The organism is Pseudomonas sp. 05N431, assembly GCF_056397005.1.
This window is the reverse complement of sequence record NZ_JBFTMN010000018.1, coordinates 29,953-48,348: the sequence shown is the minus strand read 5'-3', so window position 1 is coordinate 48,348 and position 18,396 is coordinate 29,953. Positions and strand designations below refer to the sequence as shown.

General features: G+C 62.4%; 20 protein-coding genes. All 20 read left to right on the top strand.

Going from position 1 to position 18,396, the window contains the following annotated elements; all coding sequences use genetic code 11:
* Window positions 1-93 precede the first annotated feature (93 nt).
* The 20 genes from AC1DIG_RS24435 to AC1DIG_RS24340 all read left to right on the top strand — a co-directional run bounded on the left by AC1DIG_RS24435 (window position 94) and on the right by AC1DIG_RS24340 (window position 18,394).
* Entirely contained in the window at window positions 94-813 is a 720-nt protein-coding gene (locus tag AC1DIG_RS24435; RefSeq protein WP_477769365.1) for a beta-ketoacyl synthase chain length factor, read from the top strand.
* Entirely contained in the window at window positions 789-1,598 is an 810-nt protein-coding gene (locus AC1DIG_RS24430) for a lysophospholipid acyltransferase family protein (RefSeq protein WP_477769364.1), read from the top strand. The genes AC1DIG_RS24435 and AC1DIG_RS24430 overlap by 25 nt, the downstream gene beginning before the upstream one ends.
* Window positions 1,579-1,839 (top strand): phosphopantetheine-binding protein, encoded by a 261-nt coding sequence (locus AC1DIG_RS24425; RefSeq protein WP_103317168.1) that lies wholly within the window; start codon window positions 1,579-1,581, stop codon window positions 1,837-1,839. Before AC1DIG_RS24430 ends, AC1DIG_RS24425 begins: the two co-directional genes overlap by 20 nt.
* Window positions 1,840-1,848: 9 nt before the next feature.
* Window positions 1,849-2,103, top strand: coding sequence for an acyl carrier protein (locus AC1DIG_RS24420; RefSeq protein WP_054595266.1), 255 nt, complete (start codon window positions 1,849-1,851; stop codon window positions 2,101-2,103).
* Complete coding sequence (locus AC1DIG_RS24415) at window positions 2,100-2,645, top strand: COG4648 family protein (RefSeq protein WP_477769363.1); 546 nt, start codon at window positions 2,100-2,102, stop codon at window positions 2,643-2,645. Before AC1DIG_RS24420 ends, AC1DIG_RS24415 begins: the two co-directional genes overlap by 4 nt.
* Window positions 2,642-4,321, top strand: coding sequence for an ApeI family dehydratase (locus AC1DIG_RS24410; RefSeq protein ID WP_477769362.1), 1,680 nt, complete (start codon window positions 2,642-2,644; stop codon window positions 4,319-4,321). Before AC1DIG_RS24415 ends, AC1DIG_RS24410 begins: the two co-directional genes overlap by 4 nt.
* Window positions 4,322-4,470: 149 nt before the next feature.
* Complete coding sequence (locus AC1DIG_RS24405) at window positions 4,471-5,205, top strand: glycosyltransferase family 2 protein (protein ID WP_477769361.1); 735 nt, start codon at window positions 4,471-4,473, stop codon at window positions 5,203-5,205.
* Complete coding sequence (locus AC1DIG_RS24400) at window positions 5,202-6,149, top strand: LpxL/LpxP family acyltransferase (protein WP_477769360.1); 948 nt, start codon at window positions 5,202-5,204, stop codon at window positions 6,147-6,149. The genes AC1DIG_RS24405 and AC1DIG_RS24400 overlap by 4 nt, the downstream gene beginning before the upstream one ends.
* Window positions 6,130-7,674 carry an HAL/PAL/TAL family ammonia-lyase gene (locus AC1DIG_RS24395; RefSeq protein WP_103317160.1) on the top strand — a complete coding sequence of 515 codons (1,545 nt, stop codon included), beginning with the start codon at window positions 6,130-6,132 and terminating at the stop codon, window positions 7,672-7,674. The genes AC1DIG_RS24400 and AC1DIG_RS24395 overlap by 20 nt, the downstream gene beginning before the upstream one ends.
* On the top strand, window positions 7,667-8,092 hold the full coding sequence (locus tag AC1DIG_RS24390) for an acyl-CoA thioesterase (RefSeq protein WP_477769359.1): 426 nt from the start codon (window positions 7,667-7,669) through the stop codon (window positions 8,090-8,092). The genes AC1DIG_RS24395 and AC1DIG_RS24390 overlap by 8 nt, the downstream gene beginning before the upstream one ends.
* 176 nt (window positions 8,093-8,268) lie before the next feature.
* Complete coding sequence (locus AC1DIG_RS24385) at window positions 8,269-8,838, top strand: outer membrane lipoprotein carrier protein LolA (protein WP_477769405.1); 570 nt, start codon at window positions 8,269-8,271, stop codon at window positions 8,836-8,838.
* Window positions 8,822-11,161, top strand: coding sequence for an MMPL family transporter (locus AC1DIG_RS24380; RefSeq protein WP_477769358.1), 2,340 nt, complete (start codon window positions 8,822-8,824; stop codon window positions 11,159-11,161). Before AC1DIG_RS24385 ends, AC1DIG_RS24380 begins: the two co-directional genes overlap by 17 nt.
* A complete protein-coding gene (locus AC1DIG_RS24375; protein WP_477769357.1) occupies window positions 11,158-12,318 on the top strand; it encodes a cation:proton antiporter in 1,161 nt (386 codons plus the stop codon). The genes AC1DIG_RS24380 and AC1DIG_RS24375 overlap by 4 nt, the downstream gene beginning before the upstream one ends.
* Entirely contained in the window at window positions 12,305-13,552 is a 1,248-nt protein-coding gene (locus AC1DIG_RS24370) for an NAD(P)/FAD-dependent oxidoreductase (RefSeq protein WP_477769356.1), read from the top strand. Before AC1DIG_RS24375 ends, AC1DIG_RS24370 begins: the two co-directional genes overlap by 14 nt.
* Window positions 13,549-14,289, top strand: coding sequence for a class I SAM-dependent methyltransferase (locus AC1DIG_RS24365; RefSeq protein WP_477769355.1), 741 nt, complete (start codon window positions 13,549-13,551; stop codon window positions 14,287-14,289). Before AC1DIG_RS24370 ends, AC1DIG_RS24365 begins: the two co-directional genes overlap by 4 nt.
* Window positions 14,289-14,774 (top strand): hypothetical protein, encoded by a 486-nt coding sequence (locus tag AC1DIG_RS24360; protein WP_477769354.1) that lies wholly within the window; start codon window positions 14,289-14,291, stop codon window positions 14,772-14,774. The genes AC1DIG_RS24365 and AC1DIG_RS24360 overlap by 1 nt, the downstream gene beginning before the upstream one ends.
* Window positions 14,771-15,967 carry a beta-ketoacyl-[acyl-carrier-protein] synthase family protein gene (locus tag AC1DIG_RS24355; protein WP_477769353.1) on the top strand — a complete coding sequence of 399 codons (1,197 nt, stop codon included), beginning with the start codon at window positions 14,771-14,773 and terminating at the stop codon, window positions 15,965-15,967. The genes AC1DIG_RS24360 and AC1DIG_RS24355 overlap by 4 nt, the downstream gene beginning before the upstream one ends.
* Window positions 15,964-16,443 carry a hotdog family protein gene (locus AC1DIG_RS24350; RefSeq protein WP_477769352.1) on the top strand — a complete coding sequence of 160 codons (480 nt, stop codon included), beginning with the start codon at window positions 15,964-15,966 and terminating at the stop codon, window positions 16,441-16,443. The genes AC1DIG_RS24355 and AC1DIG_RS24350 overlap by 4 nt, the downstream gene beginning before the upstream one ends.
* Window positions 16,440-17,168, top strand: coding sequence for a 3-oxoacyl-ACP reductase FabG (gene fabG / locus AC1DIG_RS24345; RefSeq protein ID WP_054595253.1), 729 nt, complete (start codon window positions 16,440-16,442; stop codon window positions 17,166-17,168). The genes AC1DIG_RS24350 and fabG overlap by 4 nt, the downstream gene beginning before the upstream one ends.
* Window positions 17,168-18,394, top strand: coding sequence for a beta-ketoacyl-ACP synthase (locus AC1DIG_RS24340; protein ID WP_477769351.1), 1,227 nt, complete (start codon window positions 17,168-17,170; stop codon window positions 18,392-18,394). Before fabG ends, AC1DIG_RS24340 begins: the two co-directional genes overlap by 1 nt.
* Window positions 18,395-18,396: the final 2 nt, after the last annotated feature.

Below are 18,396 nucleotides of genomic sequence, written 5' to 3'. Positions count from 1 at the left end.
GCGCGCCACTCGGCGGTAGCGTCATGCCGGGTCAGTCGCCGGTCAATCGACTCACCGCGTCATGGAAGCCCGCAGGGGCGGGATGAATTTTCAGTGATCAAATTCAATATCGCCCAATGGCGCGCTTGGGCCCCTGGGCTCGAAAGCGTGGACGATTGGCAAGCCTGGAGCCGACAACCGGTCGTGCTCGAGAACAGCGATGCCGCCCCCGACGTATCGTTTTTGCCGGCCATGCAACGTCGGCGACTCAGCCGTCTGGCGCGGATGGCCTTTAGTGTCGGCTGGCCGTTGGCCGAGGGTCACGAACAGCTACCGTTAGTCTTCATTTCTCGTCACGGCGAAACCCCACGCACCTTCGAGATTCTCAACGACCTGGCCGCCGATCAGCCGCTGTCGCCGACTCAGTTCAGCCTGTCGGTGCACAACGCCGTCATCGGCCTGTGGTCGATCATGCGTGGCGAAACCAGCGAAATGACCGCCCTCGCCGCAGCCGGCGATGGCCTTGAACACGGCATGCTAGAGACTGCGGCGCTGCTTGAAGAAGGCGCGCCGGCGGTACTGCTGGTGATCACTGAAGAGCAACCGCCGCAAGCCTACTCGAACTGGATCGACGATGTGCCGTTCCCGTACGCGGTCGGCCTGTTGATCACGCCCGGAAATCAGTGGCAGCTGTCTCTGAACAGCACCACGGATACGTTGTCCAAACCCCATTGGCCCCATGCGCTGAATCTGTTGAGTACGCTGCTCGGCCAGCAGACCACCTGCCAACATGCCTGGAAAAATCGTGTATGGACCTGGCAACGCAACCAGTAACCGATAAAAACCGCGACGCCTATTACTGGCGCCTGCTGGCCACTGCCTTGAGCTTCACCCTTTTCGGGTTGGGTGGGCTGTGCCTGCGACTGGTGATTCTCCCGGTGCTCGGCTGCCTGCCGGGCGATGCCCAGGCCCATCGGCAACGAACGCGGCATATTGTCAGCCGGATATTCCGCTCCTTTGTCCGGTTCATGGCCCGCACAGGCGTGCTGACCTACGACATCCAGGGTGCGGAAAACCTCGGCCGTCCGGGGCAGATGATCATCGCCAATCATCCCTCGTTGATCGATGTCGTGTTTCTGATCGGCCTGGTGCCCCATGCCAACTGCGTGGTCAAGAAAAGCCTCTGGGAAAATCCTTTCACACGTGGCCCGCTACGCCGCACCGGGTACATCAGCAACGACGGCAGCATGGACATGCTCGACGCTGCTGCCGACGCGCTGAAAAGCGACCAGACCCTGATCATCTTTCCCGAAGGCACGCGCACCCAACCCGGCCAGCCACCGGCCTTTCATCGGGGCGCCGCGGCAATCGCCCTGCGCGGTGCGAGAATCGTCACCCCGGTGGTTATCAAGGTCAACCCCACGACCCTGACCAAGGCCGAGCCTTGGTATCGGATCCCCAAACGTCGCGTGCACTTCAGTTTCCGTGTCGGGGCCGATATAGACCCACAGGCCTTCGCAGCGCTGGGCCCTGCACCTCAGGCCTCGCGCAAGCTCAACGACTATTTTCACCATTACTTTATTAAGGAGCTCGCCGAAGATGAGCGATCTGAAGCTTGAGATAAAACTGTTGATCATTGACGCCCTTGGCCTCGAAGACATCGGCGTGCAGGACATCGGCGACGAGCAGACGCTATTTGGCGAAGGCCTGGGCCTGGACTCGGTCGACGCGTTGGAGCTCGGCCTGGCGATCCAGAAAAAGTACGGCATCAAAATTGACGCCGAAGCCAATGACACCCGTGGTCACTTCACCAACGTGGCGAGCCTTGCGGCGTTCGTCACTGCAAAACAGGCAGCTTGAGACCGGACCATGCAAACTCGTGACGACATCTTCAACACCCTGCGTGATGCCCTGGTCGAACTCTTTGAGCTGGAACCCGAACGCGTGACCCTGGACGCCAACCTGTATCAGGACCTGGAAATCGACAGCATTGATGCCGTCGACCTGATCGATCACATCAAACGCCAGACCGGCAAGAAAATCGCCGCTGAAGAGTTCAAGTCGGTGCGTACCGTCGGCGACGTGGTCGAGGCGGTCTACCGTCTGGTTCAACCGGCCGCATGAGCCGACTGATCGGCCTCGGCCTGCTGCTGGCGGGCCTGCTGTACCCCTTTGCGGTGTATTTCGGCATGGAACATTTTGCCCCGTGGCAGTTCGGTCTGTTGCTGGGTGGATTGTGGCTGGCCCGCGCGCTGCTGGGCGAACGGCGCCCTGGCAGCGTCTGGATGGCGGTGGTCGCCATTGCGTTTTGCCTGCTGCTGGCGCTGTTCGACAGCCCTGTGTTGCTGCGCTGGTACCCGGTGTTGATGAGCGGTTTCATGCTGGCGCTGTTTGGCCTGAGCCTGAAGTTCGGGCAACCGATGATCGAGCGGCTGGCGCGTTTGCGCGAACCGAATCTGCCGGACAAGGCCATTGTTTATACCCGCCAGGTGACGATCGCCTGGAGTGTGTTTTTCCTCTGTAACGGTTTGCTCGCCGCCGCCCTGACCCTTTGGGCGCCGCTGAGTTGGTGGATGTTGTACACCGGCCTGATCTCCTACGGGTTAATGGGTTTGCTGTTTGCCATTGAATGGCTCATACGACAACGGGTACGAGGCCACCCATGAATTGGATAAAACTTGAGCAACTGTTGCTCAAGGCACTACCTGCGCGTGCCGTCACGACGGATCCCGCGCTCAATCACGCCGATCTGTGTGAACAGGCCCTGCGCCTCGCCGCCGGCCTGCAAGCGCAAGGTGTAACGCGCATCGCCGTGCACCTGGAAGACGCCGCGCAACTGGCCATCGCCCTGCTCGGCGCCTGGCGTGCCGGGGTCAGCGTGCTGCTGCCTGCCGATCTGCAACCCCAGACCCGTCTGCGCTGGTCGACGGCGGTCGATCTATGGCTGACCGATCTGGCGGACGACGCACACCTGACTGACTTCCAGCAGGCGCCGCTGGCTGCCGCCGAACTGGATCTCGATCACTGCCACCTGAGCCTGTGCACGTCCGGCTCCAGCGGCGAACCCAAGCGCATCGAAAAAACCCTGCGGCAACTGGCCAATGAAGTTCAGGCGCTGGAGCACTTGTGGGGCGCGGACCTGGGCAACGCCTGCATCATCGGCAGCGTCGGCACGCAGCACATCTATGGATTGCTGTTTCGGGTGCTGTGGCCGCTGTGCGCCGGGCGTCCGTTCGTACGCCGGCAACTGGCGTTCCCGGAAGACTTGCAGCGTACCAGCCGCGAACACCCGGCCTTCGCCTGGGTTGCCAGCCCGGCGCTGCTCAAGCGCATGGGCGACAACCTCGACTGGCCGGCCTTGAGCGCAGTCCGCCGAGTGTTTTCCTCCGGTGGCGCGTTGCCGGCCGAGGCTGCACAACGCTTGCACGCACGCCTGCAACAATGGCCGACAGAGATTCTCGGCAGCTCGGAAACCGGTGGCATTGCCTGGCGTCAGGGCGACGATCTCTGGCAGCCCTTTGCCGATGTGGTGCTGAGCCAGGACAGTGACGGAGCCCTGCTCATCGCCTCGCAGTACTTGCCGGTCGACCACGTTGAACACACCGCCGACGCCGCGCGCATCGCCGCCGACGGTCGTTTCGAACTGCTCGGACGGCTGGACCGGATCGTCAAGCTGGAAGAAAAACGTATCTCGCTGCCCATGCTGGAACAGGCGCTGATGGCCCACGACTGGGTCGCTGAAGCGCGCCTCGGCGTGGTTCAGGAAAACCGCGCCTCGCTGGGTGCCTTGCTGGTGCTGAGCGAACAAGGTCTGCATGCGTTGCGTAATCAGGGGCGGCGTACGCTGACCCAGGAACTGCGTCAGCACTTGAGCCAACATTGCGAAACCCTGGCCCTGCCGCGCCGCTGGCGGTTGCTGCGTCAACTGCCGCTGAACGCCCAGGGCAAACTACCGCAAGCCGAGGTAGAAGCCTTGCTGCTGGCGCCCCGCCCAAAGGCGCCGCACGTATTGGAACAGGTCGAAGCCGACGGCGAGTGGAGCCTGCAACTGGCGATACCGCCGGACCTCGCCTACTTCAGCGGCCACTTCCCGCAGACGCCCGTATTGCCGGGCGTGGTGCAAGTCGAGTGGGCGCTGAACCTGGGCCAACACTTGATGGAGCTGCCGGTAAAGTTTGCCGGCATGGAAGTGCTGAAGTTCCAGCAATTGGTGCGCCCCGGCGACGAAATCCAGCTGCACCTGCGCTTCGACCCACTGCGCAGCAAATTGTATTTCACCTATCGCAATGAGACGGCTACCTGCTCCAGTGGACGAATTTTGCTGGAGGTTGCGCATGTTTAATCCTGGTGAGTGCTTTGCACTCGATCGCGAGCAAGCTCGCTCCCACACTAGAGTTGTGCCGGATATAACATGGGAGGCTGACCACGATTCAATGTGGGAGCGAGCTTGCTCGCGATGCAGGCACCCAGGCCCTTCAGGTGTACGCCAATATGCATAACCCCTGCGCCGTGATCCCGGTCTACAACCACGAAGCCGCCGTCACCAACGTGGTCGACGCGCTGCTCGCCAACCATCTGCCATGCATTCTGGTGGATGACGCCAGCAGTCCGGCCTGCGCGGCGGTGCTTGAGCAACTGGCCCAGCGCGACCAGGTTTTCCTGATCAAACTCGCCGTCAACCAGGGCAAGGGCGGCGCGGTCATGAGCGGGTTTCGCGAAGCCTCGCGCCTGGGCTTCAGCCACGCCTTGCAGGTGGACGCCGATGGTCAGCACGACCTCAGTGACGTTCGGACCTTCATCGAACAGTCACGCGTCCAACCCGACGCGCTGATCTGCGGCTACCCGCTGTACGACGCCAGTGTGCCGAAGGGGCGTTTGTACGCCCGCTACCTGACGCACGTCATGGTCTGGATCAACACCCTTTCGTTGCAGATTCGCGACTCCATGTGCGGTTTTCGCCTCTACCCGTTGCCGCCGACACTGGCGCTGATCAATTCGGTGAAGATCGGCAATCGCATGGACTTTGACACTGACATCATCGTGCGCCTGGCCTGGCGCAATCTGCCGATGCACTGGCTGCACACCAAGGTTCACTACCCCCAGGATGGCGTCTCGCATTTTCGGCTGTTTCGCGACAACGTGCTGATTACGAGCATGCACACCCGCCTGTTCTTCGGCATGCTGTTACGGGCGCCGGTCATTCTTTGGCGACGGTGGCGAACATGAGCATCAATGCAGACAACGAGCACTGGGCCGATCACAAGGAACGCGGCAGTTTCTGGTTGATGAAATTCACCGCATTTTGCGCAAAAGTGCTCGGGCGTCGGCTGTTGAGCCCGCTGCTGTACGGCATCGTCCTGTATTTTTTCCTGTTCGGTCGCAGCGCCCGCCACAGCGCCTGGCAATACCAGCAGCGCCTCGCCGACTGGAGCGGCCGCACCGAGTTGCGCCCGTCTCATTGGCGGGTGTTTGGCCAGTTCATGGCCTTCGCCGACTCCATGCTCGACAAGCTCGACGTGTGGAACGGCAAGTTGAGCATCGAACAGATCGAAATCATCGACCCGGCGCTGTTGCGCAATCAATTGCGCGGCACACGCGGGCAGATGCTGGTGGGCGCTCACCTGGGCAACCTCGAAGTCTGCCGGGCCCTTGCCGAACTCGGTGAGAGGGTCACCATGAACGTGCTGGTGCACACCAAACACGCCGAGCGTTTCAATCGCCTGCTGGGCGAAGCGGGCGCGACCAATCTGCGGCTGATCCAGGTCAGCGAACTGGACCCGGTGATCATGCTGCAACTGAGCCAGCGCCTGGAGCGCGGCGAGTGGCTGGCGATTGCCGGCGACCGCGTGCCGCTGCACGGCGGGCGCAGCGTGACGGTGGACTTCCTCGGTCATTCGGCCGCGTTCCCCCAAGGTCCGTGGCTGCTGGCCGGCCTGTTGAAGTGCCCGGTGAATTTTCTGATGTGCCTGAAGAAACCAACGGGCGACTATCGACTGATCATCGAGCCCTTCACCGACGCGGTGGTGTGGAAGCGCAGCGACCGCGAGCAAGTGATTCACCAATGGGCTACGCGCTACGCCGAACGCCTCGGCCAGTGCTGCCTTGAGGCGCCCCAACAATGGTTCAACTTTTACCCATTCTGGAAGACCGATGACGACGCATCTGCTTGAGCCGGTAACCTTCGGCGAACTCCCTTTGCGCATCGAAGACGTGCTGGCCCTGGCCAACCGTCAGGCGCCCGTGCAACTGCAAAACGACAGCGAATACCGTGAACGCATCGCCAAGGGCGCGCGGTTTCTCGATTCGTTGCTGGACAAGGAAGGCGTGATCTACGGCGTGACCACCGGTTACGGCGATTCCTGCGTGGTCGCGGTGCCGCTGCATCATGTCGAAGCGCTGCCGCGTCATCTGTACACCTTCCACGGTTGCGGCCTGGGCAAACTGCTCGACGCCCAGGCCACCCGTGCGGTGCTTGCGGCGCGATTGCAGTCGCTGTGCCACGGCGTGTCCGGGGTGCGTATCGAGCTGCTGGAACGCCTGCACGCCTTCCTCGAACACGACATTCTGCCGCTGATCCCGGAAGAGGGCTCGGTGGGCGCCAGCGGTGACCTGACGCCGCTGTCGTACGTGGCCGCCACTTTGTCCGGCGAGCGCGAAGTGCTGTTCAAGGGCGAGCGCCGACAGGCTGCCGACGTCCATCGCGAACTCGGCTGGGAGCCGCTGGTGCTGCGACCCAAGGAAGCGCTGGCGCTGATGAACGGCACGGCGGTAATGACCGGCCTCGCCTGCCTCGCCTTCGCCCGTGCCGACTACCTGCTGCAACTGGCCACGCGTATCACTGCGCTGAACGTGGTCGCCCTGCAAGGTAACCCGGAGCACTTCGACGAGCGCCTGTTCGCCACCAAGCCTCACCCGGGCCAGATGCAGGTGGCCGCGTGGTTGCGCAAGGATCTGGCGATCGACGCCCCGACTGCGCCGCTGCATCGCCTGCAAGACCGCTATTCGCTGCGCTGCGCGCCGCATGTGCTCGGTGTGTTGGCCGACAGCCTGAACTGGCTGCGTTCGTTCATCGAGATCGAACTCAACAGCGCCAACGACAACCCGATCATCGACGCCGAAGCCGAACGCGTGCTGCACGGCGGGCACTTCTACGGCGGGCACATCGCCTTCGCCATGGACAGCCTGAAAAACCTCGTCGCCAACGTTGCCGACCTGCTCGACCGTCAGCTCGCGCTGCTGGTGGATGAACGCTACAACCACGGTTTGCCGAGCAACCTGTCGGGCGCCAGCGCCGAGCGCGCGATGCTCAACCACGGCTTTAAAGCGGTGCAGATCGGCACCAGCGCCTGGACCGCCGAAGCGTTGAAAAACACCATGCCGGCCAGCGTGTTCTCACGCTCCACCGAATGCCACAACCAGGACAAAGTGAGCATGGGCACCATCGCTGCCCGCGACGCGATCCGTGTGCTGGAGCTGACCGAACAGGTTGCCGCCGCGACCCTGTTGGCGGCCAATCAAGGTGTCTGGTTGCGCAGCCAGGCAGAAGACGCCCGGCCATTGCCGCCGGCGCTGGCGGCGATGCACGCAGAGCTCGCCAAGGATTTTGCGCCGGTCATTGAAGACCGCGCCCTGGAAGGTGAATTGCGCCTGTGTCTACAACGCATCGCCGAACAACACTGGAGGCTGCATGCGTAGCAAGGGAGTGCTTCACGCCGATACGCAAATCCTTGTGCCGTTCTTCGACGTCGATTCGATGAACGTGGTCTGGCACGGCCATTACGTGAAGTACCTGGAAGTCGCCCGCTGCGCCCTGCTCGACCAGCTCGGCCACAACTACACCGCCATGCAGGCATCCGGCTACGCGTGGCCGGTGATCGACCTGCAACTGCGTTATGTGCGCGGCGCGGTGTTCGGCCAGACGCTCAACGTCCGCGCCAGCCTGGTGGAATGGGAAAACCGCCTGAAGATCAGCTACCTGATCAGCGACCTCGCCACCGGTGAACGCCTGACCCGCGCAAGCTCCGTACAGGTCGCCGTGCACGTCGCCAGCCGCGAGATGCAACTGGCGTCGCCGAAGGTGTTTACCGATGCGGTCGAGAGGATGTTGCCATGAAGTTCTGGATGCTGACGCGACGCCTTCGTAGCAGCTGCCGCCAGGCTGCGTTCGGCCGCGAAGCGGTCGTAAAACCTGAAACCGCGATCTTGCGGGAAAACCGGGTAGCCCGGATTACGACCGCTACGCGGCCGAACGCAGGCTTCGCCAGCTGCTACGCGATTGTCGCGAGCCTCATGTTGCTCGGCTTTTCATCGCTGGCTAACGCCTTCGACCTGCAACAGCTGAGCGATCAACTGGCCAAACCCAGCGTGATCCACGGCAGTTTCATTCAGGAAAAACACCTGCGGGCCCTGCCGCAACCGCTGACCAGCAAGGGCTCGTTCGTGCTGGCCAAGGATCACGGTTTGCTGTGGTTGCTCAAGACGCCGCTGCAACAGGATTACCGGATCAGCACCAAGGGCATCGCGCGGCGTGACAGCAGTGGCTGGCAAATGCTGCCGGGCAAAAGCGCCGGCGCCGAGCAGAACCGCATCTTCCTCGCGGTACTGCAAGGTGACAGCAGCGGGCTGCAGCGGGATTTCGAGTTGTCGCTGAGCGGCGAAGCGCAGCACTGGAAGCTCACGCTGACCCCGCGTTCGATGCTGCTCAAGCAAGTGTTCAATCAGATCAACATCGACGGCGGCGAACTGGTGCAACGCATCGAGTTGCTGGAGACCCAGGGTGACAGAACCGTTTTGCGCATGCAGGACACCACCAGCGCCAACCCATTGAGCGATGCGGAGCAACATGACTTTGCCGAGTGAACGGATGCTTCCACGGCTATTTCTGACCCTGCTGGTGGCAGTGCTCGCACTCGCCGGCTGGCAATGGCACGACGGCGCACCGCTGTCAGCCAACCTGATGGATCTGGTACCGGGCACCGCGCCGGATGCGCTGGAGCTCAAGGCCGAACAGCGCATGCAGGAACCGCTGAACCGCGAAATGCTGGTACTGGTCGGCCACGCCGATCGCCAGCAAGCCATCGCCATGACGCAGAAACTCGGCGAACAGTGGCTGGCCAGTGGACTGTTCGAGAAAGTCCAATGGAACCTGCAAGCCGACTTGCCCGCGTTGCGCACGCAGCTATTGCAAGGTCGGTTGGCGATGCTCTCGGCCGCCGATCGGCAACAACTGATCGAGCAACCGCAAGCCTTCATCCAGCAGCGCGTGCAAGCGCTGTTCGACCCCTTTACCGGTTTCAGCCTGGTGCCGAGCCAGGATGACTGGCTGGGCCTGACCGGGCGCATTCAAAACAGCCAGCCGCAGCATGGCTCAGTGCAACTGGACATTGGCAGCGGCACATTGGTCGCCGATGCCGACGGCAAAAGCTGGGTCATGCTGCGAGCCCGCACCAGCGGCAACGCGTTCGACATGCAGCTGCCGCTGAAGGTCGCCGAGCTGCTCAAGCACAGCCGCGAAGAAGCCGCGCAGGCCGATGTGCAACTACTCGCCGCCAGTGGCCTGCTGTACGCCGCCAACGGTCAACAGCAAGCGACCCGCGAAATTACCTGGGTCGGCGGTGGTGCCACCGCCGGCATCCTGTTGCTGCTGTTGCTGGCATTCCGCAGATTCCGCGTGCTGCTGGCCTTCATCCCCGTGCTGGTCGGCATGCTGTTTGGTTCGGTGGCCTGCGTCGCACTGTTTGGCCATATGCACGTGATGACCCTGGTGCTCGGGTCGAGTCTGATCGGCGTTGCGGTCGACTATCCGTTGCATTACCTGTCCAAGAGCTGGAGCCTGAAACCCTGGCACAGCTGGCCTGCACTGCGCGTGACCTTGCCGGGGCTGACCCTGAGCCTGGCCACCAGTTGCATCGGTTATCTGGCACTTGCCTGGACACCGTTCCCGGCGCTGACCCAGATTGCCGTGTTCTCTGCCGCCGGTCTGCTCGGCGCCTACCTGTCGGCGGTTTGCCTGTTGCCAGCGCTGCTCAAGGGTACGGACCTGCGACCCGCGCAGTGGCCGCTGCGGGTGGCCGAGTTTTTGGTGAACGTGCGTGCAGCGCTGCTCAAACGCGTGCGCAGTTCGGTCCTGCTGGTGTTGGTCCTGGCCTTTTGTGCGGGAGGCCTGTGGCACCTGACCACAAAAAACGACATCCGTCAGTGGGTCAGCGCGCCGCCGCAATTGATGAACGAAGCGCAGACCATTGCGCGGATCACCGGCTATCAACCCACCAGCCAGTTCTTCCTGGTGCGCGCGGCCAGCCAGCAGCAACTGCTCGAGCGCCAGAAAGCTCTCAGCGACCGCCTGGATCAGTTGGTCAATCTGGACAAGCTCAAAGGCTACCTGGCGCTGAGCCAACTGGTCAGCCTGCCTTCCGAGCAGCAACAGGTTCGCGAAGCGCTGAATAAACTCCCGGCATTCTGGCAACCGTTGCTCGACCTCGGCATCCCGGCCAGCGCACTGCAAGCCGAGCTGACGCAGTTGCAGGCCTTGCCGGTCGAAGACATCGACGCAGCGCTGGTCGGGCCCTTGGCCGAGCCATGGCGCCCGCTATGGCTGGGTGCCTCGGGTGACGGCGTGGCGGCGATGGTCAGCCTGCAAGGCTTGAACGATACCGCGCTGCTGCGGGTGCAAGCGCTGGACTTGCCGGGTGTGCAGTTGGTGGATCGTCTGGACGACCTGAACAAGGTCTTCGCCGCCACCCAAATCAGCGCGGCTGAACTGAAACTGATGTCCTGCGCATTGATCGTGTTGCTGCTGATTCTGCCCTTCGGTTTTGGCGGCGCCCTGCGGCTCGTCGCGCTGCCATTACTGGCGGCCTTGTGCAGCCTGGCCAGCCTCGGTTGGCTGGGGCAGCCGCTGACGCTGTTCAGTGTCTTCGGGCTGCTGCTGGTGACGGCAATCAGTGTCGATTACGCGATCCTCATGCGCGAGCAGATCGGCGGTGCTGCCGTAAGCTTGCTGGGCACGCTGCTGGCGGCAGCGACCACGTGGCTGTCGTTTGGTCTGCTGGCGATTTCCAACACCCCGGCGGTGAGCAACTTCGGTCTTTCGGTGAGCCTCGGGCTGGCCTTCAGTTTCATCCTCGCGCCGTGGGCCAAACCTTCGGCGCACGCCGCGCCGGTTACGGAGCCGGCAGCATGATGATCGCGCTGTTCTGGCTGCTGGCCCTGGCGTTGTTCGCGGTGGCGACTCGCGTCGGGCGTCGTTTCGGTTTGATTCCGATTGTCAGCCAGTTGTTGCTGGCGACCTTCGGCCTGCCGCTGTTGATGTATTTCTGGATTGAACCGTACTGGCAGTTGAGCGGTGTCGAGCTGGTCTCGCCAGAGTGGCTGAAAAACCTCTACAGCCTGAGTTTCGCGCTGTTGCTGGGGCATATCCTCAGCGATGTGATCGACCTGAAACTGGATCGCCAGAGCCTGAAAATCGCCCTGCCGAGTTTCGGCATTCCGTTCATCTGTGGTCTGGCGACAGCCATTTGGCTGCTGCCGGATCAACCATGGTTGAGTTCGCTGGCAGTCGGTCTGTTGTTCGCGATCACGGCGATCCCGGTGCTGTATCTGTACCTGCGGCACATCAACTATCCACCCGCCGCAACCCGCCGACTGGTGCAAACCGCAATCCTCATCGACCTGACCTGCTGGAGCCTGTTCGCGTTCGCCCAAGGCAGCCTGCACCTGAGCAGCCTGTTGCTGCCGCTGGCCGGCGCCTGCCTGCCGTTGCTGCTGCGTGTGCTCGGGTTGCGTCAGCCGCTGCTACACAGCCTGGGCTTCTTCGCGCTGCTGGTGGTGGCGGAGCACTTCAAACTCAATGCGCTGATTTTCGGCATCGGTTATCTGTTGTGCATGGCTGCCCTCAAACTACCGCTGGTGCTACCGTTATCGGCAGCCTGGATGAGTCGCTTGCAGAACGGCATCGCAATCCCGCTGATCCTGACCTTCGGCATTGTGCAGATCAACGTGCACAGCGCCATGGACAGCCTCGGCTGGATGCAGCTCGGCGCGCTGCTGGTGTTTCCTATCGCCAGCAAACTGCTGGGTAACTGGCTCGGCCTCGGTTGGGCCGGAACATCGTTTGTCGGCGCCAACCGCTGGCGCGAAAGTCTGCTGTTGAACATTCGCGGCTTGAGCGAGATCGTCTTTCTCAATCTGCTGCTGCAACAACAGCTGATCAGTCCCGCGCTGTATTTCGCGCTGATGCTGATGGGTTTGATCGCAACACTGCTGCCGGCACTCGCCGGCGTGCACCGAATCCCCTCACCGCTCGCCGCCCCGGCCAGGAGCTCCAGTGCCAACAGTTGATACGGAACGTCGCCAGGTCATCGTTATCGGTGCCGGCCCATCGGGCGCCATCGCCGCCGCGCTGCTCAAGCGTAACGGCCATGACGTGCTGATCATTGAACGTCAGCACTTTCCGCGGTTTTCCATCGGCGAAAGCCTGCTCTCGCACTGCCTGGACTTCGTCGAAGAAGCCGGCATGCTCGAAGCGGTACAAGCCGCCGGTTTTCAGCTGAAAAACGGTGCGGCATTCGCCTGGGGCGAGCGCTACAGCACGTTCGATTTCGGTGACACCTTCAGCAACGGCAAGCCGACCACCTTTCAGGTCCAGCGCGCTGATTTCGACAAGCTGCTAGCCGATCAGGCAGCGCTGCAAGGCGTGGAAATCCGTTACGGTGAGACGATCATCAGTGCCAACTTCGAACTGGCAAAACCCCAGCTCAGTGCTCGTCGTGAAGATGGCAGCGAATACCGTCTGGAAGCCAACTTCGTGCTCGATGCCAGCGGCTACGGCCGCGTCTTGCCGCGCCTGCTCGACCTTGAAGCACCGTCGAACTTCCCGCTGCGCCAGGCCGTGTTCACCCACGTCGAAGACCACATCGAAGGCCCGCACTTCGACCGTGAAAAGATCCTCATCACCACCCACCCGATCCACCGCGACATCTGGTTCTGGACCATCCCGTTCAGCCAGGGTCGCTGCTCGGTGGGCGTGGTTGCTGCGGCCGAACACTTCAATGGTCGCGGCGACGATCTCGACGAATGCCTGCGTGGCTTCATCGCCGAAACCCCGAGCTTGGCCAAGGTGCTGAAAAACGCCCATTGGGACACGCCCGCGCGGACCATCGGCGGCTACTCGGCCAACGTCAAAACCTTGCACGGCCCAGGCTTCGCCTTGCTCGGCAACGCCGCAGAATTCCTCGATCCGGTGTTTTCCTCCGGCGTGACCATCGCAATGCGTTCGGCGAGCATGGCCGCCAGCGTTCTGCATCGACAGCTGCAAGGCGAAAGTGTGGACTGGCAACGCGAGTTTGCCGTGCCACTGAAGCGTGGTGTCGATACCTTCCGCTGCTACGTCGAAGGCTGGTACGCCGGGACCTTCCAGGATGTGATCTACCACCCTGGCAGCGCTCCGGAGATCCGTCGGATGATCAGCGCGATCCTCGCCGGTTACGCCTGGGACGAACGCAATCCGTTCGTCAGCGAGCCCAAGCGCCGGTTGCGCATGCTCTCGGAGATTTGTGCGAGTGATGCAACGTGAGTGACACCGAACAACAGTACCTCAGCGACAGTTACGTTGAAGAAACCCGCTTCGGGTTCTGGTTCCTGCGCAGCTTCACCTGGCAGCACCACGTGCTGCGGGTGGCCATCAACGACCTGCGCAGCTTGTTCAGCGAAGCGCTGCCGAGCCATCCGGTGCTACTGGACGCCGGTTGCGGTCAGGGCAAGTCGTTCCAGTACCTGCATCAGGTGTTTGCTCCGCAACGACTGATCGGCCTCGACGCCGACCCGCACAGCCTGATGCTCAGCGGCGAAGAGGCGCAGCGCCAGAACATCGACGTCGAACTGATCGGCAGCGATTGCGCGACCCTCAAGCTGCCGGACGCCAGCGTCGATTTGCTGTTCTGCCACCAGACCTTTCACCATCTGGTGGAACAGGAAAAGGCCCTCGCCGAGTTCTATCGGGTGCTCAGGCCGGGCGGCTATCTGATGTTTGCCGAGTCCACCGAAGCCTACATCGACACCTGGGTGATTCGCTGGTTGTTCCGCCACCCGATGCACGTGCAAAAGAGCGCCGACGGCTATTTGCAGATGATTCGCCAGCAGGGTTTTGAATTCGGCCTGCAAAACGTGTCCTACCCTTATCTATGGTGGAGTCGCGCGAAGGACTTCGGCCTGCTCGAACGCTTTGGATTGCGCCGCCCAAAACCGCTTGGCCAACGGGAAGAAACCCTGGTCAACGTGGTTGCCCGTAAACCGCTCGAAGGTAGCCGCTAATGATTCGCCTCCTGCTCGTGTGCTGTGCCCTGCTGCTGAGTGCTTGCGCCAGCCAGCCGCCGCTGCCCGAGCGCAACCCGACACTGGCCTTGCCGCTGCAATTGCATGTCGAGCGACAACGGGCCGATCAGCGCCAGGACTGGTTACTGGTAATCCAGCACGAAGGTGCCGGTATTCGCTGGTCGCTGATGGACCCTTTGGGCATTCCTGTGGCTCGCCAGCGCCTGGTCGACAACCAGTGGCAGGCCGACGGCTTGCTGCCGCCCAACCCGGAAGCGCGCCAGTTGTTTGCGGCGTTGTTGTTCGCCCTGACACCGGAGGCCGAGTTGCTCAATAATTATCCTGCTGCCCGGCGTCATGCCGCTTTACGCTCGCTGACACCGCATTGGCAGGTGCTGTATCGAACCCCGTCGGACTTCGTGCTGACGCTGCCCGAACAGCTGAACTATCACGTTACCCCGCTGACCGCCGAGACCGCACCATGACGGCCTACCTGAACGCCCTCGGGCTGATCTGCAGCCTGGGCCGCAACAAACACGAAGTGGCCCGCAAGCTGTTTGCCGGCGACTGCTCGGGGATCCGTGTCGAGGCCGGCTGGGTGCCAGAGCGTTCGCTGCCGGTGGCGGCGGTACACGGTGAGTTGCCCGCGATCCCGGCGGCGCTGAACCAGCACAACACCCGCAACAATCAGTTGCTGCTGGACGCCGCGCTGCAAATCCGCGAAGACATCGAACTGGCCATTCAAACCTATGGCCGTGGACGCATCGGCATCGTCCTGGGCACCAGCACCTCGGGCATCGACGAAGCCAGTCGCGGGATTGCCCAGTACATCCGCGACGGTCAGTTCCCGCCTGGCTACGACTACCAACAACAGGAACTTGGCGCCCCGGCGAATTTCCTCGCCGACTGGCTGCAACTGAGCGGTCCGGCCTACGTGATTTCCACGGCCTGCACCTCCAGCGCCCGCGCCTTGTTGAGTGCCCAGCGCTTGCTCGACCTTGGTGTGTGTGATGCCGTGCTGTGCGGCGGCGTCGACAGTCTGTGCAAACTGACCCTCAACGGTTTTTCGGCGCTGGATGCGGTGTCCGAGCAGCGCTGCAATCCGTTCTCGGTCAATCGCAACGGCATCAACATCGGCGAAGCGGCGGTACTTTTCTTGATGAGCAAACACCTCGGCAGCAGCCAACCGATTGCCCTGCTGGGCAGCGGTGCCAGCTCCGACGCGCACCATATTTCCGCCCCGGAACCCAGTGGGCGCGGTGCCCTGCAAGCGATGAACAAGGCCCTGCGCAGCGCCGGTTTAGCGCCTGAGCGGATCAACTACCTGAACCTGCACGGCACCGCCACCCAACACAACGACGCCATGGAAAGCCTGGCCGTCAACAGCCTGTTCCCGGCAGGCGTGCCCTGCTCGTCAACCAAACCCATGACCGGCCACACCCTCGGCGCGGCCGGGGCGCTGGAAGCGGCGTTCTGCTGGTTGAGCCTGAGCCGCGAAAACACCCGACACGCGCTGCCACCGCAGGTCTGGGACGGCCAGCCCGACCCGCAGCTGCCAGCGCTGAATTTTGTGACCGCCGCTGATCGCCTGGAACAACGCACTGCACGTTGCCTGATGAGTAACTCCTTTGCCTTTGGTGGCAACAACGTCAGCCTGATTATCGGAGACGCCCAATGATTGATTGGCCTCTCGCCGAACTGCTGCCCCACGCGGGCGACATGATCCTTATCGATCACGTGCTGTCGTTCGACGAAGAACAGATTCACACCCGCCTCACCGTCAAGCCCGGCGGCCTGTTCAACCAGCCCGACGGCAGCTTGCCGGCCTGGGTCGGCATCGAGCTGATGGCGCAAAGCGTGGCAGCGTACGCCGGCTGTCGCGCACGCGAGCGAGGCAATCCGGTTGAGCTTGGATTCCTGCTCGGCACGCGTAAATTTGAATGTAATGTGGAACACTTCCCGGTCGGCAGCGAACTGACGATCCACGCCCTGCGTTCGCTCGAAGACGACAACGGCATGGGCGTTTTCGAATGCCACCTGACGGCACCCGGCATTCATGCCACGGCCCGTCTGAATGTGTTCTGCCCACCTCAGTCGGCTCACTACCTACATGAATCCCACTCTTCTTCTAGCACTACTGGAGTCCAGTCTTGACTGAATCCGTACTGGTCACCGGTTCCAGCCGTGGTATCGGCCGCGCCATCGCACTACGCCTGGCCCAGGCCGGCTTTGATCTGGTGCTGCATTGCCGTAGCGGTCGCAGCGACGCCGAAGCCGTTCAGGCCGAAATCGAAGCATTGGGGCGCCGTGCGCGCATCCTGCAATTCGACGTATCGGATCGCGCCAGCTGCAAGGCACATCTCGAAGCCGACGTGGAAACCCACGGCGCCTATTACGGCGTGGTGCTCAACGCCGGCCTGACCCGCGACGGTGCCTTCCCGGCCCTGAGCGAGGACGACTGGGACGTGGTGATGCGCACCAACCTCGACGGTTTTTATAACGTGTTGCACCCGGTGATGATGCCGATGATTCGTCGTCGCGCCGCCGGGCGGATCGTGTGCATCACCTCGGTTTCCGGGTTGATCGGCAACCGTGGGCAGGTCAACTACAGCGCCTCCAAGGCCGGGTTGATCGGTGCCGCCAAGGCCCTGGCGATCGAACTGGGCAAACGCAAGATCACCGTCAACTGCGTTGCGCCAGGACTGATCGACACCGCGATGCTCGACGAAAACGTCCCCGTGGAAGAACTGCTGAAAATGATTCCCGCACAACGCATGGGCACCCCTGAAGAGGTGGCCGGTGCGGTGAATTTCCTGATGTCCGCCGAAGCAGGCTATATCACCCGGCAGGTGCTGGCCGTCAACGGAGGCCTGTGCTGATGAAACGTGTCGTCGTCACCGGCATGGCCGGCATCACCTCGTTGGGCAGCGACTGGGAGACCATTCGCGCTAACTTCAAGGCCAATCGCAGTGGCATCCGCCGCATGGACGAGTGGGATCGTTTCATCGAACTGAACACGCGCCTGGCCGGTCCCATCGATGACTTCACCGTCCCGAGCCACTGGACCCGCAAGCAGTTGCGCAGCATGGGCCGGGTTTCCCGGCTGGCGGTCGGCGCGGCAGAACGGGCACTGGCCGATGCCGGACTGCTCGGTGACGAGTCGATCAAGGACGGCCGCATGGGCGTGTCCTGCGGCTCATCCACCGGCAGCACCGAGGAGATAAAAGCCTTCGGCAAGATGCTGCTCAATTCGGTGGCTGAAGGCCTGAACGCCAACTCCTACGTGCGGATGATGCCGCACACCACGGCGGCCAATATCAGTATTTTCTTTGGCCTCACCGGGCGCTTGATCCCGACCTCCAGCGCCTGCACCAGTGGCAGCCAGGGCATCGGTTATGCCTACGAGGCGATCAAGTTCGGCCGCCTGCCGCTGATGCTCGCCGGCGGCGCCGAAGAGCTGTGCCCGACCGAAGCCATGGTGTTTGACGCGCTCTACGCCACCAGCCTGAAAAACGACGCCCCGAAAACCAGCCCCCGGCCTTACGACAGTGCGCGCGATGGCCTGGTGATCGGCGAAGGCGGCGGCATGCTGGTGCTCGAAGAACTCGAACACGCGCTGGCCCGCGGTGCGCACATTTACGCCGAAATCGTTGGTTTTGGCAGCAACGCCGACGGCCAGCACGCCACCCGTCCCGAGCAGACCACCATGCGTCGAGCCATGGAGCTGGCACTCGAAGACGCAGGCCTGGAACCCTCGGCCATCGGCTACGTGAACGGCCACGGCACCGCCACCGAGCAGGGTGACATCGCAGAAACCCTGGCCACCAACAGCCTGTTCGGCAGCCACATGCCGATCAGCTCGCAGAAGAGCTTTCTCGGTCACACCCTGGGTGCCTGCGGTGCACTGGAGTCCTGGTTCAGCATCGAAATGATGAACAGCGACGAGTACGCGCACACTTTCAACCTCGACGACATCGATCCACGCTGCGGCGAACTGGACTACCTGCGCGGCGAGTTCCGCCAGATGAGCTGCCAGTATGTGATGAACAACAACTTCGCTTTTGGCGGGGTTAATACGTCGCTCATCTTTCGGCGCTGGTCGTAACT